This window comes from Sphingomonas japonica (assembly GCF_006346325.1).
Classification (GTDB): Bacteria; Pseudomonadota; Alphaproteobacteria; order Sphingomonadales; family Sphingomonadaceae; genus Sphingomonas; species Sphingomonas japonica.
Map to the genome: position 1 here is coordinate 762,224 of NZ_VDYR01000001.1, position 25,576 is coordinate 787,799.

General features: G+C 65.8%; 27 protein-coding genes and 1 tRNA gene. 11 read left to right on the top strand and 17 right to left on the bottom strand.

What is annotated here, in order from left to right:
* Nucleotides 1-63: 63 nt before the first annotated feature.
* The 3 genes from FHY50_RS03710 to FHY50_RS03720 all read left to right on the top strand — a co-directional run bounded on the left by FHY50_RS03710 (nt 64) and on the right by FHY50_RS03720 (nt 2,634).
* Entirely contained in the window at nt 64-729 is a 666-nt protein-coding gene (locus FHY50_RS03710) for a Tim44/TimA family putative adaptor protein (protein ID WP_140047026.1), read from the top strand.
* Between the two features lie 5 nt (nt 730-734).
* Nucleotides 735-1,973, top strand: a complete 1,239-nt coding sequence (gene mltA / locus FHY50_RS03715) for a murein transglycosylase A (protein WP_140047028.1) — start codon at nt 735-737, stop codon at nt 1,971-1,973.
* Nucleotides 1,974-2,088: 115 nt separating this feature from the next.
* Nucleotides 2,089-2,634, top strand: a complete 546-nt coding sequence (locus tag FHY50_RS03720) for a Smr/MutS family protein (protein ID WP_140047029.1) — start codon at nt 2,089-2,091, stop codon at nt 2,632-2,634.
* On the opposite strand, the gene dapE is transcribed toward FHY50_RS03720, so the two are convergent.
* Nucleotides 2,631-3,773, bottom strand: a complete 1,143-nt coding sequence (dapE, locus tag FHY50_RS03725; RefSeq protein WP_140047031.1) for a succinyl-diaminopimelate desuccinylase — start codon at nt 3,771-3,773, stop codon at nt 2,631-2,633. The genes FHY50_RS03720 and dapE overlap by 4 nt on opposite strands.
* 132 nt (nt 3,774-3,905) lie before the next feature.
* Between dapE and FHY50_RS03730 the strand changes: the two genes are divergently transcribed.
* Nucleotides 3,906-4,349, top strand: a complete 444-nt coding sequence (locus FHY50_RS03730; RefSeq protein WP_140047033.1) for a hypothetical protein — start codon at nt 3,906-3,908, stop codon at nt 4,347-4,349.
* A 10-nt stretch (nt 4,350-4,359) separates the two neighbouring features.
* Here FHY50_RS03730 and FHY50_RS03735 read toward each other — a convergent pair whose 3' ends face one another.
* The 10 genes from FHY50_RS03735 to FHY50_RS03780 all read right to left on the bottom strand — a co-directional run bounded on the left by FHY50_RS03735 (nt 4,360) and on the right by FHY50_RS03780 (nt 10,795).
* Nucleotides 4,360-5,028: a glutathione S-transferase gene (locus FHY50_RS03735; protein WP_140047035.1), complete on the bottom strand. Its 669-nt coding sequence runs from the start codon at nt 5,026-5,028 to the stop codon at nt 4,360-4,362.
* Nucleotides 5,029-5,193: 165 nt separating this feature from the next.
* The gene (gene yihA / locus FHY50_RS03740; RefSeq protein WP_140047036.1) at nt 5,194-5,838 is read right to left on the bottom strand and encodes a ribosome biogenesis GTP-binding protein YihA/YsxC; all 645 of its coding nucleotides are present in this window, start codon (nt 5,836-5,838) and stop codon (nt 5,194-5,196) included.
* Nucleotides 5,835-7,538, bottom strand: coding sequence for a membrane protein insertase YidC (gene yidC, locus FHY50_RS03745; protein ID WP_140047038.1), 1,704 nt, complete (start codon nt 7,536-7,538; stop codon nt 5,835-5,837). Before yidC ends, yihA begins: the two co-directional genes overlap by 4 nt.
* Nucleotides 7,539-7,560: 22 nt before the next feature.
* Nucleotides 7,561-7,773, bottom strand: coding sequence for a membrane protein insertion efficiency factor YidD (yidD, locus tag FHY50_RS03750; protein WP_140047040.1), 213 nt, complete (start codon nt 7,771-7,773; stop codon nt 7,561-7,563).
* Nucleotides 7,770-8,036, bottom strand: coding sequence for a ribonuclease P protein component (rnpA, locus tag FHY50_RS03755; RefSeq protein WP_243846717.1), 267 nt, complete (start codon nt 8,034-8,036; stop codon nt 7,770-7,772). The genes yidD and rnpA overlap by 4 nt, the downstream gene beginning before the upstream one ends.
* A gap of 56 nt (nt 8,037-8,092) precedes the next feature.
* Nucleotides 8,093-8,227, bottom strand: coding sequence for a 50S ribosomal protein L34 (gene rpmH / locus FHY50_RS03760; protein WP_140231026.1), 135 nt, complete (start codon nt 8,225-8,227; stop codon nt 8,093-8,095).
* Between the two features lie 90 nt (nt 8,228-8,317).
* Nucleotides 8,318-9,067 carry an arsenical resistance protein ArsH gene (gene arsH, locus FHY50_RS03765; protein WP_140047041.1) on the bottom strand — a complete coding sequence of 250 codons (750 nt, stop codon included), beginning with the start codon at nt 9,065-9,067 and terminating at the stop codon, nt 8,318-8,320.
* Nucleotides 9,064-10,098 carry an ACR3 family arsenite efflux transporter gene (gene arsB / locus FHY50_RS03770; protein ID WP_140047043.1) on the bottom strand — a complete coding sequence of 345 codons (1,035 nt, stop codon included), beginning with the start codon at nt 10,096-10,098 and terminating at the stop codon, nt 9,064-9,066. The genes arsH and arsB overlap by 4 nt, the downstream gene beginning before the upstream one ends.
* The gene (gene arsC / locus FHY50_RS03775) at nt 10,095-10,457 is read right to left on the bottom strand and encodes an arsenate reductase (glutaredoxin) (protein ID WP_140047045.1); all 363 of its coding nucleotides are present in this window, start codon (nt 10,455-10,457) and stop codon (nt 10,095-10,097) included. Before arsC ends, arsB begins: the two co-directional genes overlap by 4 nt.
* Nucleotides 10,454-10,795: an ArsR/SmtB family transcription factor gene (locus tag FHY50_RS03780; protein ID WP_140231028.1), complete on the bottom strand. Its 342-nt coding sequence runs from the start codon at nt 10,793-10,795 to the stop codon at nt 10,454-10,456. The genes arsC and FHY50_RS03780 overlap by 4 nt, the downstream gene beginning before the upstream one ends.
* Before the next feature lie 121 nt (nt 10,796-10,916).
* On the opposite strand from FHY50_RS03780, the gene FHY50_RS03785 reads away from it, so the two are divergent.
* The 7 genes from FHY50_RS03785 to FHY50_RS03815 all read left to right on the top strand — a co-directional run bounded on the left by FHY50_RS03785 (nt 10,917) and on the right by FHY50_RS03815 (nt 18,728).
* Nucleotides 10,917-12,086 (top strand): isovaleryl-CoA dehydrogenase, encoded by a 1,170-nt coding sequence (locus FHY50_RS03785; protein ID WP_140047046.1) that lies wholly within the window; start codon nt 10,917-10,919, stop codon nt 12,084-12,086.
* Nucleotide 12,087: 1 nt separating this feature from the next.
* Nucleotides 12,088-13,689: a carboxyl transferase domain-containing protein gene (locus FHY50_RS03790; protein ID WP_140047047.1), complete on the top strand. Its 1,602-nt coding sequence runs from the start codon at nt 12,088-12,090 to the stop codon at nt 13,687-13,689.
* A gap of 11 nt (nt 13,690-13,700) precedes the next feature.
* Nucleotides 13,701-14,168, top strand: coding sequence for a nuclear transport factor 2 family protein (locus FHY50_RS03795; protein WP_140047048.1), 468 nt, complete (start codon nt 13,701-13,703; stop codon nt 14,166-14,168).
* A complete protein-coding gene (locus tag FHY50_RS03800) occupies nt 14,165-16,078 on the top strand; it encodes an acetyl/propionyl/methylcrotonyl-CoA carboxylase subunit alpha (protein ID WP_140047050.1) in 1,914 nt (637 codons plus the stop codon). Before FHY50_RS03795 ends, FHY50_RS03800 begins: the two co-directional genes overlap by 4 nt.
* Nucleotides 16,079-16,341: 263 nt before the next feature.
* Nucleotides 16,342-16,791 carry a MaoC family dehydratase gene (locus tag FHY50_RS03805; protein WP_140047052.1) on the top strand — a complete coding sequence of 150 codons (450 nt, stop codon included), beginning with the start codon at nt 16,342-16,344 and terminating at the stop codon, nt 16,789-16,791.
* An 11-nt stretch (nt 16,792-16,802) separates the two neighbouring features.
* On the top strand, nt 16,803-17,582 hold the full coding sequence (locus tag FHY50_RS03810; protein WP_208402877.1) for an SDR family NAD(P)-dependent oxidoreductase: 780 nt from the start codon (nt 16,803-16,805) through the stop codon (nt 17,580-17,582).
* A complete protein-coding gene (locus FHY50_RS03815) occupies nt 17,583-18,728 on the top strand; it encodes an acyl-CoA dehydrogenase family protein (protein WP_140047054.1) in 1,146 nt (381 codons plus the stop codon).
* Between the two features lie 6 nt (nt 18,729-18,734).
* Here FHY50_RS03815 and trhO read toward each other — a convergent pair whose 3' ends face one another.
* The 6 genes from trhO to FHY50_RS03845 all read right to left on the bottom strand — a co-directional run bounded on the left by trhO (nt 18,735) and on the right by FHY50_RS03845 (nt 25,516).
* Complete coding sequence (gene trhO / locus FHY50_RS03820; protein WP_140047056.1) at nt 18,735-19,670, bottom strand: oxygen-dependent tRNA uridine(34) hydroxylase TrhO; 936 nt, start codon at nt 19,668-19,670, stop codon at nt 18,735-18,737.
* 30 nt (nt 19,671-19,700) lie between these two features.
* A tRNA-Glu gene (locus FHY50_RS03825) sits at nt 19,701-19,775 on the bottom strand.
* Between the two features lie 60 nt (nt 19,776-19,835).
* A complete protein-coding gene (locus FHY50_RS03830) occupies nt 19,836-21,209 on the bottom strand; it encodes a class II 3-deoxy-7-phosphoheptulonate synthase (protein ID WP_140047057.1) in 1,374 nt (457 codons plus the stop codon).
* Nucleotides 21,210-21,291: 82 nt separating this feature from the next.
* Nucleotides 21,292-22,227: an NAD(P)-dependent oxidoreductase gene (locus FHY50_RS03835; RefSeq protein WP_140047059.1), complete on the bottom strand. Its 936-nt coding sequence runs from the start codon at nt 22,225-22,227 to the stop codon at nt 21,292-21,294.
* An 82-nt stretch (nt 22,228-22,309) separates the two neighbouring features.
* Entirely contained in the window at nt 22,310-23,737 is a 1,428-nt protein-coding gene (gene cysS, locus FHY50_RS03840) for a cysteine--tRNA ligase (RefSeq protein ID WP_140231029.1), read from the bottom strand.
* A 168-nt stretch (nt 23,738-23,905) separates the two neighbouring features.
* Entirely contained in the window at nt 23,906-25,516 is a 1,611-nt protein-coding gene (locus tag FHY50_RS03845; RefSeq protein WP_140047061.1) for a phytoene desaturase family protein, read from the bottom strand.
* Between the last annotated feature and the right edge of the window lie 60 nt (nt 25,517-25,576).

The following is a 25,576-nucleotide window of genomic DNA, read 5'->3' on the forward strand; positions in this document are numbered from 1 at the left end:
TCATCTCGTGCGCTGCCGCCTGCGCGTTTGAATGTCTGCGCGCTTGTGCCTATGTTGGCGTCGATGATTTTTGCCGGAGGCAGGGTGCTTTACGTAATTCTTCTCGCGATGGTGGCAGGCTTTCTGGCGCTGCGGCTGTATTCTGTGCTCGGCAAGCGCACCGGGCATGAGCAGCCGCTTCCAAAGGCCGCCGACGAGCGGATCGGCGTCCCTGCCTCGCAGCGCACCGTCGATGTCGCTCCCGAACCGCGCGACGCCGCGGCCCGAGCGGTCGATGCGGGCGCAGAACCGGGTCTTCGCAAGCTGGTGGCGGCAGATCCATCGTTCGACCTTGGCCAGTTCGTCGAGGGATCGAAAAGCGCATATCGCATGATCCTTGAGGCATTCTGGAAGGGCGATCGCGAAACGCTCGACTGGCTGGTCGAAGCCGATGTGCGCGACGCGTTCGGCCGGGCGATCGACGAGCGGGAGGCGGCCGGGCATGTCCTCGACAACCGACTGGTGACGATCGAACAGGCACAGGTCTCTGATATCGCCGTCGACGGCGGACAGGCACGGATCACGGTGCGTTTCGATGCCGATATCGCGGCGGTCACGCGCGACGCCGAAGGCAATGTCGTGGCCGGGTCGATGACCGATGCGGTCGAGACGCACGACGTGTGGACCTTTGCGCGGCCGCTGCGCAGCGACGACCCCAATTGGAAGCTAACCGAGACCGACGAGGCCTGACGCCGATGCGACTATTGGGGGGATTGGCGCTCGCGGCGCTGCTCGGCGCGTGTTCGAATGCGATTGTTCCGCGGCCGGTAGGGGCGGGGACGCCGCCGAGGCTCGACGCTTCGCTCGATACGCCGGTCGCGGTGCGCCAGCCGACTCCCTCTACTCCGATCGCGCCGATGCCCGCGCGGGCGTTGCCGGGGACCAGCGCCGCAACCGCTGGACTGGTGGCCGGTCCCGCTATCGACAGCTTGCCGATCGACGATGCCGCAGCCGCGCGGGCGCTCGACGCATTTCGCCTTAGTTGCCCGACGCTGCAGCGACGCACCGACGCCAGCGGGCTGACACGCGGCGCCGACTGGAAGCCGGCGTGTGACGCCGCCGCGGGAGCGGGTGACGCGCGTGGCTTCTTCACCCGCTGGTTCGAAACCGTCCAGGTCGGCGAGGGCAGGGCCTTTGCGACCGGCTATTACGAACCCGAGATCCGCGGATCGCGTACGCGCCGCTCGGGCTATGAGGTACCGATCTACGGCGTCCCGGGCGATCTGGTCGAGGCTGATCTCGGCCTGTTCTCCGACGATCTCAAGGGCAAGAAAGTGCGCGGCCGAGTCGCCGATGCGAAGTTCGTGCCCTATTTCGACCGCACCGCGATCGAACAGGGTGCGCTTGAAGGCCGCGGCCTGGAGATCGCCTGGGCTGCCGACCCGGTCGAGCTGTTCTTCCTGCAGGTGCAGGGATCAGGCAGGCTGCGGTTGCCCGACGGCGGCGTGATGCGGATCGGCTATGCCGGCCAGAATGGCCGCGCCTATACCGGCATCGGCGCACTGATGAAGGAACGCGGGCTGCTCGCCCCCGGACAGGCGTCGATGCAGGGGATCATGGCCGCGCTGCGTGCCGATCCGGTGCAGGGCGCGGCGATCATGCGCGAGAACAAGAGCTGGGTGTTCTTTCGCGAACTGACCGGGGCGGGGCCGCTGGGCGCCCTCGGCCTGCCGGTTACGCCGCTGGGCACGGTCGCCGCCGACCCGGCATTCATCCCGCTCGGTGCGCCGGTGTTCCTGTCGATGGATCGCGCGGACGCGACCGGACTATGGGTGGCGCAGGATACCGGTGGCGCGATCAAGGGTGCCAACCGCTTCGACACCTTCTGGGGCGCAGGCGACGATGCGCGCGCCATTGCCGGCGGAATGTCGGCGCGGGGCACGTCGTGGCTGTTGCTGCCCAGGGGTACGCTGGCGCGGCTTGGGGTGCGATAACGATCGCTCGGATCGTTTCGAACGAAGCCGTGAAACCTCGGCGAATTCGGTGCGGCGTCTCTCGACTTCGCTCGAAACCAGCGCATTCAGGGTGTCGGGCAGGGAGAGCACGTTAATGACCCGCCGTCCGCTCAGCCCGGAAGAAGCCGCGCTCTGGGCTCGCGTGATGGCAAGCGCGCGTCCGATCGATCCCAGGCGCCCGGTCGCCGCTCCCGTCGATCCGGCTCCGGGCAAGTCGGTGCCGAAGCCCGCGGTTGCCCTGCCGCCTGCCGTCATCCCCACCCGCCGCATCGGCATTCCGCCAAAGCTCCCCGGAACCACGCTTGACCGCAGCTGGGATCGCAAGCTCGCACGAGGGCTCGTCGCGCCGGAGAGCATGGTGGACCTGCACGGTCATACGCTGGCGTCGGCACACAGCAACCTCGACGCGGGGCTCGACCGTGCTATCGCGCGCGGCGACCGTGTGCTGCTGCTCGTCACCGGTAAGCCGCCGCGCCCAGAAGCGGAGCGCCCCTATGCCCGCGGGGCGATCCGTGCAGCCGTCGGCGACTGGCTGGCCGGATCGCGCCATGCCGACCGCATCGCCGCGGTACGCGGCGCCCATCCGCGCCACGGCGGCGCGGGGGCGTTGTACATCGTGCTGCGCCGGCTGCGCGACTAGGCCGGTGGCTGCGATGCCACCCGGCGCAGGATCTCGGCATAGACCGAGGTCAGCGCGCGCAGGTCTTCGAGTGCGACCGCTTCGTCGATCTTGTGCATCGTCGCGTTGATCAGCCCGAATTCGACCACCGGACACAGCTTCGACAGAAAGCGCGCGTCCGATGTTCCGCCGGTCGTCGACAGCTCGGGCGTGACCCCCAGCACGTCCTCGATCGCGCCGGCGACCAGCGTCGACAGCGGACCCGGCGGAGTGAGGAACGCCTCGCCCGAAACCTTGCCGGCGACGATCGCGCCAGGGGCATGCCGCTCGGCGATCTCCGCGACCCGAGCGACCAGCGCGTCTCCGCTCTGAAGGTCGTTGAAACGGATGCTCAGCCGCGCCGAGGCTTTGGCAGGGATGACGTTATGCGCCGGATTGCCGACGGTCAGATCGGTGACCTCGATATTCGATGGTTGGAACCAGTCACTACCGGCGTCGAGGAGGATCGCGTCGATCTCCGCCAGGATGGCGACCAGCCTACGAATCGGATTGTCGGTCAGATGCGGATAGGCGACGTGGCCCTGCCGCCCGGGAACGTCGATCCAGATATTGACCGATCCGCGCCGCCCAATCTTGATCATGTCGCCCAGCCGCGCCGCCGACGTCGGTTCGCCGACGATGCAGAGCTGCGGCTTCACCCCGCGCTGCTCCATGCGTTCGATCAGCGCACGCGTGCCGTGGACGGCCGGCCCTTCCTCGTCGCCGGTGATCAACATGCTGACGGTGCCCCCCGGCACCTCGGCGCATGCCGCGGCGCATGCCGCGATCGCACCCTTCATATCGACCGCGCCGCGGCCGTACAGCATCCCGCCGCGCACTTCCGGTGCGAACGCATCGCTGGTCCACCCGTCGCCCGGCGGCACCACGTCGAGATGTCCGGCAAAGGCGAAATGCGGGCCGCTTCCCTCCCGCAGCGCCAGCAGGTTTTCGACCGGTCCGTCGGGCGCAACGCCGCTCACGAAGCGATCGACCGAGAAGCCGATGGCTCCCAGTGCCGCTTCGAGTACGTCGAACACGCGCCCCCGCGCCGGGGTCACGCTCTCGGCGGCCAGCAGGTCGCGAGCCAGCGTCACGGGGTCGAGCGGATGAGAAACAGTCATGGCACAGCCTTCAGCGAAGTGCCGTCGCGACACAAGCGTCTCCCCACCGCCATGTGTCGCATCCGTCCAATCGGCAGATCGCGAAAAGGCGTATCGCCGAATCGCGACATTCGCATTCGAAGGGGGGAATCGATGAGCAAGTGGACGTTAGCGCGGGATGCGGCCGTATGCTGCCTTGCTGTCGCGGCATTGCCAGCCGCAGCGCAGGACATGAAGGCCGAGCGAACGGAGAATGTTCGATACAAGACGGTCGAGATGGTGAAGTTCAAGCCGGGGTCCGGCGATCGCGCCTTCGCGATCATCAAGGACCATTTCGTGCCGTCCGCAAAGGCTGCCGGGATACCCATGCCGGTCACGCTGCACCCGCAGAGTGGCGAATGGGACGAGATCACGATCTTTCCGCTATCCGGCGGGATCGAGGATCTGGGCTACAGCACGACGCCGGACGAAGCCAAATGGCTGAATGCGCTGACAAAGCAGCAGGGCAGCAAGGAAAAGGCGATGGCGCTTGTCGCCGAATATAACGGTCTGGTCGAACGACGCGACCGCATCATCGTGCACGAGCACACGCAATAGCCCCGCCGGGCTAGACCGACGCCTGCTCATATTGTTCGAGCACCCAGTCCTCTTCCTGCGCGCCCGCGATCCAGTCCTGCATCCACGGATGGCTGATCACCGCGTGCATATAGGCGGGGGCGAAGCGCGGGATCGGCAGCGAGTAGGTGATGATGCGCGTCACCACCGGCGCGAACATGATGTCGGCCGCGCCGAACTGGCCGAACAGGAAGTCGCCGCCACCGCCGAAGCGCGCGCGTGCCTGTGCCCAAAGCTCCATGATCCGCGTCAGTTCGGCGAGCACGTCGTCGTCGGGGCGCTTTGGCGGATAGACCTGGCGGATGTTCATGCTGTGCTTGCGGCGCAGTGCCGCGAACCCCGAATGCATTTCCGCCGCCATCGAACGCGCCATCGCGCGCGCCGCCGGCTGTTCGGGCCAGAAGCGCGTGCCGCCCGATTTCTCGTTGCAATATTCGATGATCGCCAGGCTGTCCCACACCACGACGTCGTCGCCGTCCCACAGGATCGGCACCTTGCCCGACGAGGGCGCGAATTCGTCGCCTTCGCGCCGCTTTTCCCAATTCTGGTCGTATAGCGGGACGACCACCTCCTCGAACGGCAGGCCCGACTGCTTGCAGGCGAGCCAGCCACGCAGCGACCAGGAGGAATAGGCCTTGTTGCCGATGATGAGCTTGAGCATGGGCAAGGGGGTAGCGGGGCCGCGCGTACCGGGCAACTGCTATGGAGTGTCGGGTCGTCGACCCCCTGATCCGTCGGTTTGGAGCAATGTCGAGAAACGGGGCTGGGTACCGCTTGGCAGCTTCCCGGCTTCGCTCGAAACCGACGGGTTCTTTGGGAAAAGGCGCTACCCGATCGCTTCGAGAACCGCCGCGCGCAATTCGGCGATCCCCATGCCCTTTTCGCTCGACGTCGCGATTATGTCGGGATGCGCGGCGGGGCGCTTGCGCGCTTCCTCCTCGGTGCGTGCCGTCACGTCGGCAAGATCGCTCGCCTTGATCTTGTCGGCCTTGGTCAGGACGATGCGATAGCTGACCGCGGCATCGTCGAGCATCTTGAGGATATCGCGATCGACGTCCTTGATGCCGTGCCGCGCGTCGATCAGCACCAGCGCGCGCTTGAGCACCTGCCGTCCGCGCAGGAAATCATTGATCAGGAAGCGCCATTTCTTGACGACGTCCTTGGGCGCCTTGGCAAAGCCGTATCCCGGCATATCGACCAGCCGTAGCGTCAGCGGATCGCCGACCTCGAAGAAATTGAGCTCCTGCGTCCGCCCTGGCGTGTTCGACGTCCGCGCCAGATTGCTGCGATTGGTCAGCGCATTGAGCAGCGACGACTTGCCCACGTTCGAGCGGCCCGCGAACGCCACTTCGGGGACGCTCGGATCAGGCAGATATTCCAGCGTCGGCGCCGATTTCAGGAACTCGACGCGACCGGCGAATGCCTTGCGGGCGGTCTCGATCAAGGCGTCGTCGAAGCGCGGCTCGCTCATTTCGCCGGGGCCTGCCTGAGCGCGGGATGCTTCGAATATAGCCATTGCTGCTGCGCGATCGTCAGCACGTTGGTGGTGATCCAATACACCTGCAACCCGACCGCGAATGGTGCCATCACGAACATCAGCACCCACGGCATGATCGCAAACACCTGCTTCTGCACGTCATCGGTCGGCTGCGGGTTGAGCTTGAACTGGAAATACATCGAGATGCCGAGCAGGATCGGGAACACGCCGATCGCGATGAAGCTCGGCGGTGTGAACGGCAGCAGCCCGAACAGGTTGATCGGCGTCAGCGGATCGGGCGCCGACAGGTCCTTGATCCACAGGATGAACGGCTGGTGCCGCATCTCGATGGTCAGCATCAGCACCTTGTACAGCGCATAGAAGATAGGAATCTGCAGCAGCATGGGCAGGCATCCGGCAAGCGGATTGACCTTCTCGTCCTTGTAGAGCTTCATCATCTCCTGCTGCAGGCGGGGCTTGTCGTCCTTGTACCGCTCCTGCAGCGCCTTGAGCTTGGGCTGCACCGCGCGCATCCCCGCCATCGACGCGAATTGCTTCTGCGCGATCGGGAACATGATGAGGCGTACCGTGAGCGTCAGCAGGATGATCGCCAGCCCGAAATTGTTGACCATCCGGAACACCCAGTCGAGATAATAGAAGATCGGCTTCTCGATGATCCGGAACCATCCCCAGTCGATCGCCTTGTCGAACTGCGCGATGCCCAGATTGGCCTCGTAATCGTCGATCGCCCGGACTTCCTTGGCACCCGCAAAGAAGCGCGAAGTGTGCGTGACCGCAGACCCGGCGGCGAGCTGCTGCGGCTGGACGGTATAATCCGCCTGATAAGCGCCATTCGCGCCCGAGCGGAACTGCCCGGCCATGTCCTTGCCCTGATCGGGGATCAGCGCGGTCAGCCAGTATTTGTCGGTAAAGCCGAGCCAGCCGCCGGTCGAATCGAACGTCTCGGGCGCTTCGTCGAGCTCGTCGAAATCGGTGTCGTAATTGGCGACGCCGTTGGCGACCGACATCGGCCCGATATGGATCGTCCAGCTGTCCTTGTCGTGGAATACGCCGCTGCGATTGACCAGCGCGTAGGGCGCGACCGTCACCGGCTGGCCGCCAGCGTTGGCGACGGTCTGCTTGATGGTGAACATATATTGGTCGTCGACCGCCAGTTCGATGCGGAAGCGCTGGCCCGCCGCATTGGCCGCGTCGAGGATGACGGGCTTGCCGGGCGCGAGAACGTCGCCGGTCGCGCGCCACACCGTGTCGGGTCCGGGCGCCTGCAACCCGGTATCGCGCCAGCCGAAGCCGGCGAAATACGCATCGGGCGCGCCCGACGGCGACAGCAGTCGGATCGGCGCCGAATTGTCGGCGACCGTCTCGTCATATTTCTTGAGGATCAGGTCGTCGATCCGCGGCCCGCGTAGGTTGATCGATCCCGACAGCGTCGGCGTGTCGATACGGATACGCGGCGTTTCGGCGAGCACCACGGCGCGGCTGCGCACCGCGGCCGGCGAATCGGCAGTCGGGTCGGCCGACGGGGCAGGGATCGCCTCGGACTTGCCCTGCTCGATCCTCGTCGCGGGGGGATTGGCGGTCGGGAAGAACGTGCCCGCTAGGTACGGCCAGCCGAACAGGATCGCGGCCGCAAGCAGCGCGAAAAGCAGAAAGTTCTTCTGTTCGTCTTTCACCGGAAATCCTCAGGCTTGGGCATCAGGGAACGGGGTCATAGCCGTGCCCGCCCCAGGGATGGCAGCGGACGATGCGTCGAAGCGCGAGCCAGCCGCCCTTGGCAGCCCCATAGCGGCCCACCGCCTCGATTGCATAGGCCGAACAGGAGGGCGCGTAGCGGCAAGTGGACGGAAGCGCCCGCGACGGCCCGACCTGCCAGCCGCGGGCGACTAGGATGAACAGGCGCGCGATCATCGCCGCACCTTGGCCAGCGCCTTGTCCAGTTCCGCCCGCAACAGGCAGTACTCGCGCTCGATACCGCCTTTGCGGCCGATCAGCACATGGTCCGCCCCCGGTTGGCCGGCGCCCGGCAGCAATTCGTCGGCCAGCGCGCGCAGCCGCCGCTTCATGCGGTTGCGAACGACGGCATTGCCGACTTTCTTGGAAACGGTAAAGCCGACCCGCATTCGCGGATCGGCATCATCGCGCGGCCGCATCAGCAGGACGAAACCGGGCATCGGCGCCCGCCGTCCGCTGTTCGCCGCGAGGAAGTCGCTACGCTTTTTAAGGCGTGTCAGGCCGAGAGTTTCTTGCGGCCCTGCGCCCGGCGCTTGCGGATGATGTTGCGCCCGCCCGGCGTCGCCATCCGCGTGCGGAAGCCGTGACGACGTGCACGCACGAGGTTGCTCGGCTGAAAGGTCCGCTTCATCGTTCATTCCTCGAAACTGTCATAACGTAAAAAGCCGCCCCGACGGACGGCCCTTGCTGTCGCTCCCCTTATGGAAAGCCTGCGGCTTAGTCAATCGGGGCGCGACGTCGCGATTGCGGAGAGGTCCCGAGCCGCATCGATCGCAATACCCGCTGCCTTGCGCTCGGAATAGCGATCCGTCAGAACTTCGCCATGCGGTCGCAGTAGCACCGTGAAGCGGACCAGTTCCTCCATCACGTCGACGATGCGGTCGTAATAGGGTGAAGGCCGCATTCGTCCGGCCACGTCGAACTCGTCGAACGCCTTGGCGACGCTCGACTGATTGGGGATCGTCACCATCCGCATCCAGCGCCCCAGCAGCCGCAGCGTGTTCACCGCGTTGAACGACTGCGATCCGCCCGAGACCTGCATCACCGCCAGCGTGCGACCCTGCGTCGGGCGCATCCCGCCCATATCGAGCGGCAGATGGTCGATCTGTGCCTTGAGCACGCTGGAAATCGCGCCGTGGCGCTCGGGGCTGCACCAGACCTGCCCCTCCGACCACATCGCGTGCTCGCGCAGTTCGGCGACCGCCGGGTGGTCATCGCCCGCCACCCGATCGGGAAGCGGCAGGTCGGCGGGATCGAAGATACGGGTTTCCGCCCCGAAGAAGTGGAGCAGGCGCGCTGCTTCCTCGATGCACAGCCGCGAATAGCTGCGGTCGCGCAAACTGCCGTATAGCAGCAGAATGCGGGGCGGGGGCAGGTCCGTCTCAAGTCCACTCGCCGGATGCCGATGCGCGAACGCACGGTCGAGCGCGGGCAGGTGATCGGGATCGGGCAATTCGCGCAATCGGGTCATGCTACGGTCTCCGGGAACCAGCGTCGCCCGAGCCGAAGCGCGACATGGACCAGCGCCAGCAATACCGGCACGGCGGCGAACGCCACCGGCGATGCGAGCCCGTACGCGGCGATGGCCACCGCGATCGCCAGTTCGAAATTATTGCCAGACGCGGTGAATGCGATGGCGGTGGTCCTCGGATAATCGGCCGCGATCACCTTGCCCATCCAGAAGCTGACGCCGAACTGGATCACGAAGTACAGCGCAAGCGGCACCGCGATGCGCAGCGCGTCGAACGGCAGCGCGACGACATCGCCGCCTTTGAGCGTAAACATCGCCGCGATGGTGAACAACAGCGCGATCAGCGTGATCGGCCCGATGCGCGGCAGGAAGCGGCGCTCGTACCAATCCTCTCCCTTCTGCGCGACGAGGATGCGGCGCGTCAGATAGCCGGCGGCAAACGGGATACCGAGATAGACCAGCACCGCCTGCGCTATCGTTCCGATACCAACGTCAAGAACGCCGCCCTCGACCCCGAACAGCGGCGGCAATACCGTCAGGAACAGCCAGGCATAGACGCTGAAAAAAAGGATCTGGAACAGCGAATTGAACGCGACCAGCGCTGCGACATATTGATTGTCGCCCCTGGCAAGCTGATTCCACACCAGCACCATCGCAATGCACCGCGCCAGGCCGATCAGGACAAGCCCGGTCATGTAGCCGGGCTCGTTGCGCAGGAAGATCACTGCCAACGCGAACATCAGCACCGGCCCGATCAGCCAGTTCTGCACCAGCGATAGCGCCAGCACGCGGCGGTCGTCGAACACGCGCGGCAATTCTTCGTATCGCACGCGCGCGAGTGGCGGGTACATCATCGCGATCAATCCGATCGCGATCGGCACGTTGGTGGTGCCAACCGACATCGCATCGATCGACTGCGGCAGGCCGGGAATCAGCGTGCCCAGCGCGATGCCGGACGCCATCGCCAGCAGGATCCACAGCGTCAGCCAGCGGTCGAGGAACGACAGCCGCTCGGGTTTCGGCGCGGTCATGCCCGGGGGATGAGCGGCAGCACGGTTTCGGACGGGCGGCACAGCTTCACGCCCAGCGGCGCCACCACCAGGGGGCGGTTGATGAGGATCGAATGTGCCATCATCGCATCGATCAGCGCGGTGTCGTCAAGGCTCGGGTCGTCCAACCCAAGCTCGGCATAGGGTGTACCTTTCTCACGCAGCAGGTCGCGCGGACGCATTCCAGCGCGTTCGATCAGAGCGATCAGTAGAGCGCGGGTCGGCGGAGTCTTGAGATACTCGACGATATGCGGTTCGATGCCGGCCGCGCGGATGAACCCCACGACGTTGCGCGACGTCCCGCAATCCGGGTTGTGATAGACGATGATGTCGGGGATCATGGCTGTCCTCGGCAATTGGAAAGTTCGGCGACGATCGGCGCACACAGCGAGCTGTCGCCAGCGCAGCAATCCTTGAGCAGGAACGTCACGAGATCGGCGACACGATCCAGTCGCGCACGAAACAGGATCGAGCGGCCTTCGCGGGTCGAAGCGACCAGTCCCGCCCGCTGCAGGATCGCCAGGTGGCTCGACAAGCTGTTCTGCGGCACCTTGAGCAATTCGGCGGCTCGTCCCGCCGCCAGTCCGTGCGGGCTGTGCCGGACCAGCAGACGGAACGCGTCCAGCCGGGTCGGTTGGGCCAGCGCTCCGAGCGCATCCATTGCGTCCAATGAATCCATATATCCGGAAATATCGATATAATAATATTGTGGCAAGTCGATTTGCTTCGACATCCGCACCGCTTGCCTCGCTCGCGCCCGGCGTTAGTGTCGCGCCAAAATATGCCCCTTTGGAGAGGCCATGACCCCCGATTTCGACTTCGCGCTCGGCGAGAATGCGGACATGATCCGCGACACGACCCGGCGTTTCGCGACTGACCGGATCGCGCCGCTCGCGACCCGCATCGACGCCGACGACTGGTTCCCGCGTGACGAACTATGGTCCGCGATGGGCGAACTCGGCTTGCACGGCATCACCGTCGCCGAGACCGATGGCGGCCTTGGCCTCGGCTATCTCGAGCACGTCATCGCGTGCGAGGAAGTGAGCCGCGCCTCGGCATCGATTGGCCTGAGCTATGGCGCCCACTCCAACCTGTGCATCAACCAGATCGCCCGCTGGGCCAGCCCCGAGCAGAAGGCAAAGTACCTGCCAAAGCTCATCTCCGGCGAGCATGTCGGATCGCTGGCGATGTCGGAGGCCGGCGCGGGTTCCGATGTCGTTTCGATGAAGCTCAAGGCGACGCGCGTGCAGGGCGGCTATGTCCTCAATGGCACCAAGTTCTGGATCACCAACGCCGCGTATGCCGACACGTTGGTGGTATACGCCAAGACCGGCGAGGGAAGTCGCGGCATCACGACCTTCCTGATCGAACGCGGCATGCCCGGCTTTTCGATCGGGCAGAAGATCGACAAGATGGGAATGCGCGGTTCGCCGACCTCCGAACTGGTGTTCGACGATTGCGAAGTGCCCGATGCGAACGTCATGGGCCCGGAAAATGGCGGTGTCGGCGTTCTGATGTCCGGCCTCGATTACGAGCGCACCGTGCTCGCTGGCATCCAGCTCGGCATCATGCAGGCCTGCCTCGACGTCGTCGTGCCCTATCTTCGCGAGCGCAAGCAGTTCGGCAAGCCGATCGGCAGTTTCCAGCTGATGCAGGCCAAGGTGGCCGACATGTATGTCGCGCTCAATTCGGCCCGCGCCTATGTCTACGCGGTGGCGAAGTCGTGTGACGCCGGCCGGACGACGCGGTTCGACGCCGCGGGCGCGATCCTGTTCGCCAGCGAGAACGCGTTCAAGGTCGCGGGCGAGGCGGTGCAGGCGCTGGGCGGAGCGGGCTATACCAAGGATTGGCCGGTCGAACGCTTCCTGCGCGACGCCAAGCTGCTCGACATCGGCGCGGGGACGAACGAGATCCGCCGCATGCTGATCGGACGCGAACTGATCGGGCACGACGCCCCGGCGGCGCAATGACATGAGTGCGCCCGTCCTGCCCACCGGGGTCCAGATCGAAAGCGAAACGTTTCGCGCCAACGCCGCGCACAATCGGGCGCTCGTCGAACGCCTGCGCGCCGACGTCACCACCGCGGCGCTGGGCGGCACCGACAAGGCGCGCGACCGCCATACCGCGCGCGGCAAACTGCTCCCCCGCAACCGCGTCGAGCGGCTGCTCGACCCCGGCTCGCCGTTCCTGGAGATCGGCCAGCTTGCCGCCAACGACCTTTACGATGGCGAAGTTCCCGGTGCCGGCGTGATCGCCGGGATCGGCCGCGTGTCGGGCCGGACCTGTATGATCCTGTGCAACGACGCCACGGTGAAGGGCGGCACCTACTTCCCGATGACGGTGAAGAAGCATCTGCGCGCGCAGGAGATCGCCGAGGCGAACTGCCTGCCGTGCATCTATCTCGTCGATTCGGGCGGCGCCAACCTGCCGCATCAGGCCGAGGTATTCCCCGACCGCGACCATTTCGGCCGCATCTTCTTCAACCAGGCGAACATGTCGGCCAAGGGCATTCCCCAGATCGCCTGCGTGATGGGCAGCTGCACCGCGGGCGGCGCCTATGTGCCCGCCATGTCCGACGAGAGTGTCATCGTTCGCAACCAGGGGACGATCTTTCTGGCCGGGCCGCCGCTGGTCAAGGCCGCGACCGGCGAGGAGATCAGCGCCGAGGATCTGGGCGGCGGCGATCTGCACGGTCGCAAGTCGGGCGTGGTCGATCACGTCGCCGAGAATGACGAACACGCGCTGACGATCGTGCGCGACATCGTCAGTCACCTGCCGGGCGACCGCAAGCACGACCTGACCCTCAAGGACCCGCGCCCGCCCAAATACGATGCCGAGGAGCTGTACGGCATCGTTCCGCAGGACGTTCGCGCGCCCTATGACGTCCATGAGGTCATCGCCCGCCTGGTCGACGCATCCGAGTTTCACGAGTTCAAGGCGCTCTACGGCACCTCGCTGGTATGCGGTTTCGCGCATATCTGGGGGATGCCCGTCGGCATCATCGCCAACAACGGCGTGCTGTTCAGCGAAAGCGCGGTCAAGGGCGCGCACTTCATCGAGCTTGCCTGCCAGCGTCGCGTGCCCTTGCTGTTCCTCCAGAACATCTCGGGCTTCATGGTCGGCGGCAAATATGAGGCGGAGGGCATCGCCAAGCATGGCGCAAAGCTGGTGACGGCGGTCGCCACCGCCACCGTGCCGAAGATCACGATCCTGATCGGGGGCAGCTTCGGCGCGGGCAATTACGGCATGTGCGGACGTGCCTATTCCCCGCGCTTCCTGTTCAGCTGGCCCAATTCGCGCATCAGCGTGATGGGCGGCGAACAGGCGGCGAGCGTGCTGGCGACCGTCCACCGCGACGCCGACAACTGGACGCCCGAGCAGGCCGAAGCCTTCAAGCAACCTATCCGCGACGACTATGAAGCACAGGGGAACCCGTGGCATGCCACCGCGCGGCTGTGGGACGACGGCATCATCGACCCCGCGCAGACCCGCGATGTGCTAGGTCTCGCCTTTGCTGCGACGCTCAACGCCCCGATTTCGGACCGTCCGGCGTTCGGCGTGTTCCGGATGTGAGGAGAATTGAAATGCGCATGTTGCTGACCGCCGCCGCTTTGTGCGTCGCCACCCCCGCCGCGGCGCAGGAGCATGCGAACGACGCCGATACCAAGGCCGTCCTGACCGCGATCGACGCGCTGTTCACCGGCCTGACCACGAAGGACGCGGCAGCGATCACCGCCGCGACCTGGCCGGAGGGGCGTGCGACCGGGACATCGACTTCCGCGTCGGGGGAAGCCCGCGTCACGGGCTCCGACTGGGCGACCTTTGCCGGCCGCATTGCGACGATCCCTGGCAAGCCGGTCGAGCGCAACGTCGATCCGCACGTCCATGTCGATGGCGACATCGCGATGGTGTGGACGCCCTACGTCTTCACGCTCGACGGCAAATTCTCGCATTGCGGCACCAACCATTTCGACCTGGTGCGCAAGGCGGGCGTGTGGAAGATCCTTAACGTCACCTGGACCCAGCGTAAGACCGGATGCCCGCCCGCATGATCCAGTCGCTGCTGATCGCCAACCGCGGTGAGATCGCGTGTCGCATCATCCGCACCGCGCGGGCGATGGGCGTGCGCACCGTCGCGGTCTATTCGGACGCCGACGCCAAGGCGCTGCACGTGCGCCAGGCCGATGAGGCGGTCCATATCGGCGCCTCGCCGCCGCGCGAAAGCTATCTGGTCGGCGCAAAGATCATCGCCGCCGCCAAGGCGACCGGGGCGGAGGCGATCCACCCCGGCTATGGCTTCCTGTCCGAAAACGCCGATTTCGCGCAGGCCGTGCTCGATGCCGGGCTGATCTGGGTCGGTCCCAACCCCGACAGCATCCGCGCGATGGGATTGAAGGACGCCGCCAAGGCGCGGATGATCGCCGCGGGTGTGCCGGTGACGCCGGGTTATCTCGGCGAGGACCAGTCGCCCGAACGCCTGCAGGCAGAGGCGGATGCGATCGGCTATCCGGTCCTGATCAAGGCGGTCGCGGGCGGCGGCGGCAAGGGGATGCGGCGCGTCGATGCTGCGCAGCATTTTGCCGAAATGCTGCAATCCTGTCAGCGCGAGGCGGCGTCGAGCTTCGGAGACGACCGCGTCCTGATCGAGAAATACATCCTCTCGCCGCGCCACATCGAAGTGCAGGTGTTCGGCGATACGCATGGCAACGTCGTCCACCTGTTCGAACGCGACTGTTCGCTCCAGCGCCGCCACCAGAAGGTGATCGAGGAAGCCCCCGCACCCGGCATGGACGAGGGCACCCGCGAAGCGATCTGCGCCGCCGCCGTGCGCGCGGCCAAGGCCGTCGATTATGTCGGGGCAGGCACGATCGAATTCATCGCCGACGCCAGCGAAGGGCTGCGCGCCGACCGCATCTGGTTCATGGAAATGAATACCCGGTTGCAGGTCGAACATCCGGTGACTGAGGAGATCACCGGAGTGGACTTGGTCGAGTGGCAACTGCGCGTGGCGAGCGGCGAGCCGTTGCCGAAGCGGCAGGACGAACTGGCGATCGATGGCTGGGCAATCGAGGCGCGGTTATATGCGGAGGACCCGGCTAAGGGGTTTTTGCCTAGTCCGGGGCGGATCGATCACCTCATACTTTCTGAATTTCTGCGCACTGAGACCGGGGTGGAAGAAGGAGATACAATAAGCTCGTTTTACGACCCTATGATCGCAAAGCTTATAGCCTGGGGAGAAACGCGCGACGAGGCGCGCCGCGAGCTTCAGCGGCTGTTGAACGAAAGCTTTGCGGGGCCATCGCGGACCAACAAGGGCTTTCTCTTCGCCTGCCTTGGTGACAATGACTTTGCCACCGGCGAAATCGATACTGGTCTGATTGCCCGTCGGGGAGATGCTCTGCTGCCGCCGGCTGCCCCCTCCCTTCAAGCCATCGACAGAGCCGCGAGCTGCTATCGGCAGAACTGGCTCGACTGGAGTGAGGCATCGACCACTCGTGTGATGCTCAACGGACTGTTCGGGTACAGAATGAATAGTTCGCCCAATCTGAGCGTTCATCTCTTTGTCGAAGGTCAGCATGTCCGCGGCGACGCAACTCTGCCAAAAGGCTTGACCGGCATTCCCTGCGACATGGACCCGAAAGGCGAATTGCTAGTCACTGAGAACGGACAAAGCTGGGTCTTCCGGCTTCGCCCGGATGCGGGTGCTGGTCTGGCAACTACCGCCGATGGCGCGATCCTCGCCCCGATGCCCGGTCGCATCACCGCGGTCGAGGTCACGCCCGGTGCCGCCGTCACCAAGGGCCAGCGCCTCGTCACGCTCGAGGCGATGAAGATGGAGCACAGCCTGACTGCGCCATTCGACGGGACGGTCGCGGAGTTGAATGCAGAGGCGGGCGGGCAGGTGAGCGAGGGAACGCTATTGGTGCGGGTCGAGCGGGCGCGCGAGGGCGAACCCGGATGACGTGCGCCACCCCACCCCGTTCGTGTCGAGCGCAGTCGAGACACGTTACAAGGCGCGCCGGCCGCATGCGTCAGAAGCCTCGCTCCGCTCGGCCAGGGTTCTCTACTACGCTCGAACCGAACGGATAGGGGAGTGCTACGGCCAGCTCGTACCCCGGCGAAGGCCGGGGTCGAGTTGGGAAGACGGGAATAAGGACGAGCTTCGCTCGGTGATAATTTGGACTGAACCCCGGCCCTCGGCGGGGTATGGCAAGGGAATTTTGAGTGGCCGGTAGAACCTACGACCAGTGGCAGATCGGCGACCAGATCGCCCATGACCTGCGCCGTACGGTCACCGAAACCGACAACCTGCTGTTCTCGACTATGACCCACAATCCGCAACCGCTCCATCTTGATGCGGAAGCGGCGATGGCGTCGGAGTTCGGCCAAATCCTGGTCAACGGGACGTTCACCTTCGCGCTGATGATCGGCCTCAGCGTTGGCGACACCACGCTCGGGACGCTCGTCGCCAATCTCGGCTATGACAAGGTGGTGATGCCAAAGCCGGTGTTTATCGGCGACACGCTGCGTGCCACGACCGAAGTCACCGACAGGCGCGAGAGCAAGTCGCGTCCCGACGCCGGGCTGGTCACCTTCGCCCACGAACTCCTCAACCAGCGCGGCGAGGTCGTCTGCAACTGCCTGCGCACCGCATTGCTCAAGCGATCGACCTGAAGGGAATAGACATGGACTTCAACGGAACCGCCGCCGTCGTCACCGGCGCCGCATCGGGGCTCGGCGCCGCCACTGCCCGCGCGCTCGCCGCGCAGGGCGCGAAAGTCGCGATCTTCGATCTCCAGGCCGAAAAGGGCGAGGCGCTGGCGGCGGAGATCGGCGGCGTGTTCTGCGAGGTCAACGTGACGCAGGACGACAGCGTCGACGCGGGGTTTGCCAAGGCGCGCGCCGCACATGGCCAGGAACGCATCCTCGTCAATTGCGCCGGCGTCGGCAACGCGATGAAGACCGCCAGCCGCTCGAAGGAAGACGGATCGATCAAGCATTTCAGCCTCCAGGCGTTCGACTGGGTGATCCAGATCAACCTGGTCGGCACATTCCGCTGCATCGCCAAGTCGACGGCCGGGATGCTGACGCTCGACCCGCTCGCCAATGGCGAGCGCGGCGCGATCGTCAACACCGCCAGCGTCGCGGCCGAGGACGGACAGATCGGTCAGGCTGCCTATTCGGCGTCGAAGGGCGGCGTCGTTGGCATGACCCTGCCGATCGCGCGCGACCTGTCGGGGGAGGGCATTCGCGTCAACACGATCCTGCCCGGCATCTTCGAAACGCCGCTGATGCTCGGCGCGCCGCAAAATGTGAAGGACGCGCTTGCCGCGTCGGTGCCGTTTCCCAAGCGGCTCGGGGATCCGCAGGAATATGCCAGCCTCGCGCTCGAAATGCTGCGCAATCCGTATTTCAACGGTGAGGACGTCCGCCTCGACGGGGCGATCCGGATGGGACTGCGCTAGATGGCGCTCGACCCCGAGACGCTCGACGCGCTGATCGATACGGTCCGGCGGTTCGTGTCCGAACGGCTGCGGCCGCTGGAGGCGCAGGTCGAGGAGGACGATGCGATCCCCACCGATGTCGTCGCCGAGATGCGCGACATGGGGCTGTTCGGGCTGTCGATCGCGGAAGAATTTGGCGGTCTCGGCCTGACGATGGTCGAGGAAGTGCGCGTGGCGATCGAGCTCGGCCGGACCACTCCGGCGTTCCGCTCGACCTTCGGCACCAATGTCGGCATCGGCAGCCAGGGCCTGGTGATGGCCGGCACGCCCGAACAAAAGGCGCAGTGGCTGCCGAGAATCGCCAGCGGAGAGATCGTCACCAGCTTCGCGCTGACCGAACCCGATGTCGGCTCGGATTCGGCGGCAGTGAAGACGCGCGCGGTCCGCGACGGCGACGTCTATCGGCTGACCGGGACCAAGCGCTACATCACCAATGCCGACAAGGCCGACCTGTTCACGGTGATGGCGCGCGTCGGCGAGACGCCGGGCGCCCGGGGCGTATCGGCGTTCCTCGTCCCGCGTGATCTGCCCGGCCTGACCGTCGGCGCGCCGGAACGCAAGATGGGGCAAAAGGGCGCCAAGGTCGCCGACGTCACCTTCGACGATGTGGCGGTGCCCGCCGTCAACCGGCTGGGCGAGGAAGGCGAGGGGTTCAAGATCGCGATGCGCGTGCTTGACCGCGGGCGATTGCACATCTCGGCGGTGTCGGTCGGAGTGGCCGAGCGGCTGATCGCTGATTGCGTGGCCTATGCGACGACGCGGATGCAGTTCGGAAAGGCCATTTCCGACCACCAGCTGATCCAGGCGATGATCGCCGACAGCAAGACCGAAACGCTAGCCGCGCGCGCGCTCGTGCTCGAGACGGCCGCCGCCAAGGACCGCGGGGAGGACGTCGTGCTCGAATCGTCGGCGGCCAAGCTGTTCGCCACCGAAATGGTCGGCCGCGTCGCCGATCGCGCGGTGCAGATCTTCGGCGGCGCGGGGTACATCGCCGATTACGGCATCGAGCGCCTGTACCGCGACGTCCGCCTGTTCCGCTTGTACGAGGGCACGACCCAGATCCAGCAGCTGATCGTCGCGCGGGAAACGATCAAGCGCGGGGGCTGACGTCGCTCATTTCTTTGCGAACACCGCCCCGACATGCGCGTCTCCGCGCTCGGCCGCGAGCCGCGCCTGCCGCTCGCGCTCGGCATAGCCTGCACGCTGCCTGGCATCGCGACTATCGTGACATGCCGGGCAGACCACCCCCTCGACAAACTGCGGCGATGCCCGCTCCGCCGCGCCGATCGGCATCCGGCAGGCATGGCACAGGTCGTAGCTGCCCTGCGACAGCCCGTGCGTCACCGCCACCCGCTGATCGAACACGAAACATTCGCCCTGCCACAGGCTCTCCTCCGCAGGGACTTCCTCCAGATAGCGCAGGATGCCGCCTTGAAGGTGATAGACCTGGTCGATCCCTTCCGCCTTGGCGAACGCGGTCGCTTTCTCGCAGCGGATGCCGCCGGTGCAGAACATCGCGATCTTCGGCGCCTTGCCAAGCTGCTCGCGCTGCTCGCGAAACCAGCGGGGAAAATCCCGGAACGTCGCGGTCCGCGGATCGATCGCCCCGGCGAAGCTGCCGATCGCGACCTCATAATCGTTGCGCGTGTCGATGACGACCGTGTCGGGATCGGCGATCAGCGCGTTCCAGTCCGCCGGTGCGACATAATGGCCGACGCTTTGCAGCGGATTGATGTCGGGCTGCCCCATCGTCACGATCTCGCGCTTCAGCCGCACTTTCATGCGGTGAAACGGCAGTGACTCGGCACGTGATTCCTTGACGTCCATGCCGGCGCAGCCCGGCAGCGCGCGGATATGTCCGAGGACGCTGTCGATCGCACCATCGCCGCCTGCGATCGTGCCGTTGATTCCCTCTGGCGCGATCAGCAGCGTGCCCTTGATCGCCTGAGCCTCGCAAAGCGTGGCAAGACCCAAGCGGATCGCAGCGCAATCGTCGAAGCGCGTGAAGCAATAGAGCGCGGCGATGCGGATCGGCAGGGATTGGGTCATCGATGCAATCTGGTTCCGACTGCGCGCCGCTGGTGACCCCTACGAGAATCGAACTCGTGTTTTCGCCGTGAGAGGGCGACGTCCTAACCGCTAGACGAAGGGGCCGTGCGCGGATGATGCGGAAGGCGAGCGCTTACGAGTGTCGCGCCAATCCGTCAACCGCGATCAAGCCGCGACCTTGCGCCGCTCTGCCATCTCCGCGTTCAGCATCTCCGCCAGCAGGAACGCCAGTTCGAGCGACTGACCGGCGTTGAGCCGCGGGTCGCAATGCGTGTGATACCGATCCGCCAGCGACTGTTCGGTCACATCGACTGCGCCGCCGGTGCACTCGGTGACGTTCTGCCCGGTCATCTCCGCATGGATGCCGCCGCCGAAGCTGCCCTCGGCGCGGTGCACCGCGAAGAAGCCGCGGACTTCGGCCAGGATGCGGTCGAAAGGCCGGGTCTTGTAGCCATTGGCGGCCTTGATGACGTTGCCGTGCATCGGGTCGCAGCTCCACACCACCGGGTGCCCCTCGCGCTGGACCGCGCGGACCAGCGGCGGCAGCCCCTTCTCGATCTTGTCGTGGCCATAGCGGGTGATGAGCGTCATCCGGCCGGGAATGCGCGCAGGATTGAGCGTGTCGAGCATCTTGAGCAGCGCATCGGGCTCGAGGGTCGGCCCGCACTTCATGCCGATCGGATTGTCGATGCCGCGCAGGAACTCGACATGCGCCGACCCTTCGAACCGCGTGCGATCGCCGATCCACAGGAAATGCGCGCTGGTATCGTACCAGTCGCCGGTCAGCGAATCCTGCCGCGTCAGCGCCTGTTCGTACGGGAGCAGCAGCGCTTCGTGGCTGGTGTAGAAATCGGTCGCCTTCAACTGCGGCACCGTTTCCGGATTGATCCCGCACGCTTCCATGAACTCGAGCGATTCGCTGATGCGGTCGGCCATCTCGGCATATTTCTTCGCCCAGGGCGACCGGCCCATGAAGTCATGCGTCCAGCGATGGACCTGGTGAAGGTTGGCGTACCCCCCTTGCGCGAATGCGCGCAGCAGGTTGAGCGTCGCGGCCGACTGCGAATAGGCACGGATCATCCGCTGCGGATCGTTGACACGGCCGGCCGGGGTGAAGGCGATGTCGTTGACATTGTCGCCGCGGTAACTGGGCAGCGTGACGCCATCGATCGTCTCGGTATCGGCCGAACGCGGCTTTGCGAATTGCCCCGCCATCCGGCCCAGCTTCACCGTCGGCAGCTTCGACGCAAAGGTCAGGACGACCGCCATCTGCAGGATGACGCGGAACGTGTCGCGGATATTGTTGGCGCTATGCTCGGCGAACGATTCGGCGCAGTCGCCGCCTTGCAGCAGGAATGCCTTGCCCTCGCTGACCCGCGCCAGATCGGCGGTCAGGTTGCGCGCCTCGCCCGCGAACACCAGCGGCGGAAAGGTCGCAAGCTGGTCCGTCGCGGCGGTCAGTGCGGCGGCGTCCTCATAGTGCGGCAGCTGGCGAGCCTCTGCCTGTGTCCAGCTGTCGGGGGCCCATTTGGCGGCCATGGCGTTCTCGTCCACTCGTTGCGATGTCTGATTTTCCATGCGCCACGCGCGCGCTCGGCGCAATCAAGGAAAGGTTCGCCGCTCAGTAGCCCGCGCCGAGATCGACGACATTGCGCATCGGCTTGCCGCCCACGAACGCCGCCAGGTTTTCGAGGAACAGCGCGGTCGCGCGCTGGAACATCGTCGTCTGGCTGCGCCCCGACAGGTGCATCGAATGCAGCGTGTTCGGGGCGCTCCACAGCGGGTGCTCCGGCGGCAGCGGCTCGGGATCGACGGTATCGAGGAACGCGCCGGCAATCTGCCGCGCCTCGAGCGCCGCGACCAGCGCATCCTGATCGACCATGTCGCCGCGTGCGAAGTTGATGAGCCAGGCCGAGGATTTCATCGCCGCCAGTTCGCTCGCACCGACCAGCGCCTGCGTCGCACTGGTCGATGGCGCCACCAGGATGATCCAGTCGAATTCGCCGATCCGCGACTTCCAGGCATCGGCGGCAAGCGTGCCTTCGCGGCCCGACCGCGTGATGCCGGTGACGTCGACATCGAACGCTGCCAGCCGCGTGCCAATCAGCCGCCCGATCGTGCCATAGCCGACGATCAGCGCGCTCGATCCGGCAAGCTCGACCTTGCCTGGCGCGTCGGTGCTCCACTGCCGGCGATCGGCCAGCCGCACGACCTCATCATAGCGCTTCGCCGCGGCGAGCATTCCCAGTACCGCGTATTCGGCGACGGCGTTCGCATTGATGCCGGTGCCGTTGGTCAGCACCGTGCCGCGCCGTTCGAGAAGCGCGGTGTCATACGCATCCACTCCCGCGCGCAGCGTGAACAGCCACTTCAGCCGCGCGCCCGCCGCGGCGATCGCCGCACTGTCGCTGGAAGACTGGACGTCGACCCAGGCGATGTCGGCATCGGCCATCGCCGCTTCTGCGTCGGCGCGACTGGTGAACCAATGCGGCGTGATCGACGCGGGGAGGCGAGGTTCGAGCAGCGGGCGGGCAATTGCTGGAAGAACGGCTTTCATGGGTTCAATCTGGCAAGCCCACCGGCCGATGTCGAGCGAGCGTCAATCCACCCGTACCCGGCCTGCGCCGGGGTACGGCGCGCTACAGGCCGAGTTTCCAGTCCCAGCCGAGCGGATCGCCGTCCATCATCTCTACTCCCGCAGCCGCCAGCTCATCGCGGATCGCATCGGATGCCGCAAAGTCCTTCGCGGCGCGCGCGGCCTTGCGGTCTGCGAGGCGTCCGGCAATCGCAGCTTCGTCGATCGTCGCATCAGCAGGGCGCAAGCGCAGGTCAGCGCGGGTGAGCGCTGCCAGGGTCATACCCAGCGTCTCATCGAACCGCGTCAGCGTCGCGATGCGATCGGCAGCGGACAGTCGCTTGTCCGCCAGCAACTCGTCCAGCAGGGGCAGCGCCTTTGGCGTATTGAGGTCGTCGGCCAGTGCCTCATCAAGCCGGGCGACATAGGCGTCGGAAACGGCACCCGCGCCCTCGGCACGCGCGCGCAGGGTCTCGACCGCCATCACCAGCCGCTTCAGCCGGGTCAGCGCCGCCAGCAGATTGTCGCCCGAGAACTCCAGCTCGCTCCGATACTGCGCCGACAGGCACATCAGCCGGTACGCCAGCGGATGCACCCCGCGCGCGACGAGCGCATCGAGCGTGGCGATGCCGCCCTTCGATTTCGACATTTTTCCGGTACGGTCGACTAGGAAGTTGTTGTGCATCCAGAACCGCGCACCAGTATCCGCGCATCCGCAATAGGCCTGGTTCTGCGCGATTTCGTTCACGTGATGGATCTCGCGGTGGTCGATGCCGCCGGTGTGGATGTCGAAGGGCGAGCCCAGATATTTGTGGCTCATCACCGAACATTCGAGGTGCCAGCCGGGAGCGCCGCGCCCCCAGGGCGAATCCCATTCCATCTGCCGCACCTCGCCCGGCGGGGTGGTGCGCCAGATTGCGAAATCCTGCGGATGCCGCTTGCCCGCGACCGGATCGATCCGCGCTTCTCCGACATCGTCGCTCGATCGCGCAAGACGACCGTAATCCGGCACGGTGGTGCTGTCGAAATACAGGCCGCTGCCGAGCTGGTAGCAATGCTCGGGCGCGATCTTCTCGGCAAAGGCGATCATCTCGGCGATGTGATCGGTCGCCACCGACCAGCGCGTCGGGGAAACGATGTTGAGATCGGCCAGGTTGCGCTTGAACACAGCGGTGTAATGCGCGGCGATATCCCACGCGCTTTGCCGGGTTTTCTTCGCCGCCGCTTCCATCTTGTCGTCGCCGGCATCGGCATCTGACGTCAGGTGCCCGACATCGGTGATGTTGATGACATGGGTGACGTCATATCCCTGCCACCGCAGCACCCGCGTCAGCGTGTCGGTGAAGATATAGGCTCGCAGGTTGCCGAGATGCGGGTCGGAATAGACGGTCGGCCCGCACGAATAGACGCGCACGCCGCGAGCCGCATCGAGCGGCTCGAACGGCTCCAGCTGTCGGGTGAGGCTGTTGTAGAGAGTGAGGGGTGACGACATGGGGGCGGCATAGCCCGACCAGTACACACCGGCAATCGATGCGGCGTGCATGGTCGTTGTCATCGCGATTTGGATCAGGCAGCATCTCGGCCATACGGCACTAGTTGTGGAGATGTGGAATGCGCCGTGCCCCCAACAAATTGGCGATGGCCGGCGCGATGATCGCTATCATTGCCGGCTGTCTGATCGTTTTCGGCGTCCTCCGATAGTTCTCAGCATCGCCTTGGCGGCATTATGCCCCGGGGCGCCGGTGACGCCGCCGCCGGGATGCGTGCCCGATCCGCACAGCCACAGCCCGTCGATCGCACCCTTGTAACGGCCTTGCCCCAGCATCGGCCGGGACGACCACAATTGGTCGAGCGACATCTTGCCGTGAAAGATATCGCCGCCGATCAGCCCGAACTTGCGTTCGAGATCCAGCGGGGTGTGGACTTGCCGCGCGATCACCGAAGCCTTGAATCCCGGCGCGAAGCGTTCGACGACATCGAATGCGGCATCGGCGGCGGCGTCGCGGGCGTCGTCCCACGAACGGCCATCGGGCAGGCTCGGCGCGAATTGCTGGCAGAACAGACTGGCGACATGGCTTCCGGCCGGGGCGAGGCTGTCGTCGAGCGTCGAGGGGATCAGCATCTCGACGATCGGCGCGCGTGACCAGCCGTCGCGTTTCGCGTCGAGATAGGCGCGGTCCATGTAATCGAGGCTGGGCGCCAGCACGATCCCCGCGCTCAGATGCGGCCCCGGCTCGGGCAATGCCGTAAAGCGCGGCAATTGCGACAGTGCGACATTCATGCGCAGCGTGCCCGATCCGACCTGATACCCCTTCATCCGATCGCCGAACGCCGCGGGCACGTCGCCGGCATCGCACAACCGGTCGTACAGCAATCCGGGTCCGACATTGGCGACCACGCGCTTGCCGCGCACTTCCTCGCCCGATGCCAGCAGGGCGCCGACCGCGCGGCCGCCCTCGACGAGGACTTTGGTGACAGGAGCATCGGTGCGCAGCGTGACGCCCGCCTCGCGGCAAGCGCTCGCCATCGCCTGGGTGATCGCGCCCATCCCCCCGATCGCGTGGCCCCAGGCCCCGCGCTCGCCATTGACCTCGCCGAACACGTGATGGAGCAGGACATAGGCCGAACCCGGCGTGTCGGGGCTCGCATAATTCCCTACCACAGCATCGAAGCCGAACAGCGCCTTGACCGCATCGCTCTCGAACCAGCGATCGAGCACCGCCCGCGCCGGCTTGGCGAACAGGTCGATCAGGTCGCGGCGGGTATCGAGGTCGAGGTGCCGCAACCGGTTGGCCGTGCCCAGCGCCTCGATCATTCCCGCCCAGCCGCCGCCGCTGTCGGGCGGAATGCGCAACGCCAGATCGCGCAGCACGTCCGCGATCCGGTCGAGCGCGGCAGAATAGGCGGGCAGGGCGGCCGCGTCCGCCTTAGAGAATTTCGCGAACTCTGCCTGCGTCGCCGCGGTGCCGCCCCCCGACAGCAGATAGCGGCCATCCTCGGTCGGCAGGAAATTGGCGAACGGCCTCAGCACCGCGCGATAGCCGTGACGATGCAGCGCCATGTCGGCGATCACTTTGGGCTGGAGCAGGCTGACGGTGTAGCTGGCGGTCGAATTGCGAAAGCCGGGGTGAAATTCCTCGGTCACCGCCGCCCCGCCCAGCACGTGCCGTGCCTCGAGCACGCAGACGTCGAGCCCCGCTTTGGCAAGGTAGAAGGCACAGACCAGGCCATTGTGCCCGCCGCCGATGATGACCGCGTCCCATCGCTTCATCGTGCGACGCTAGCGTCCCGGATCGCCGCCGTCACCCGTCACGGATCCAAAGTCAGCCTT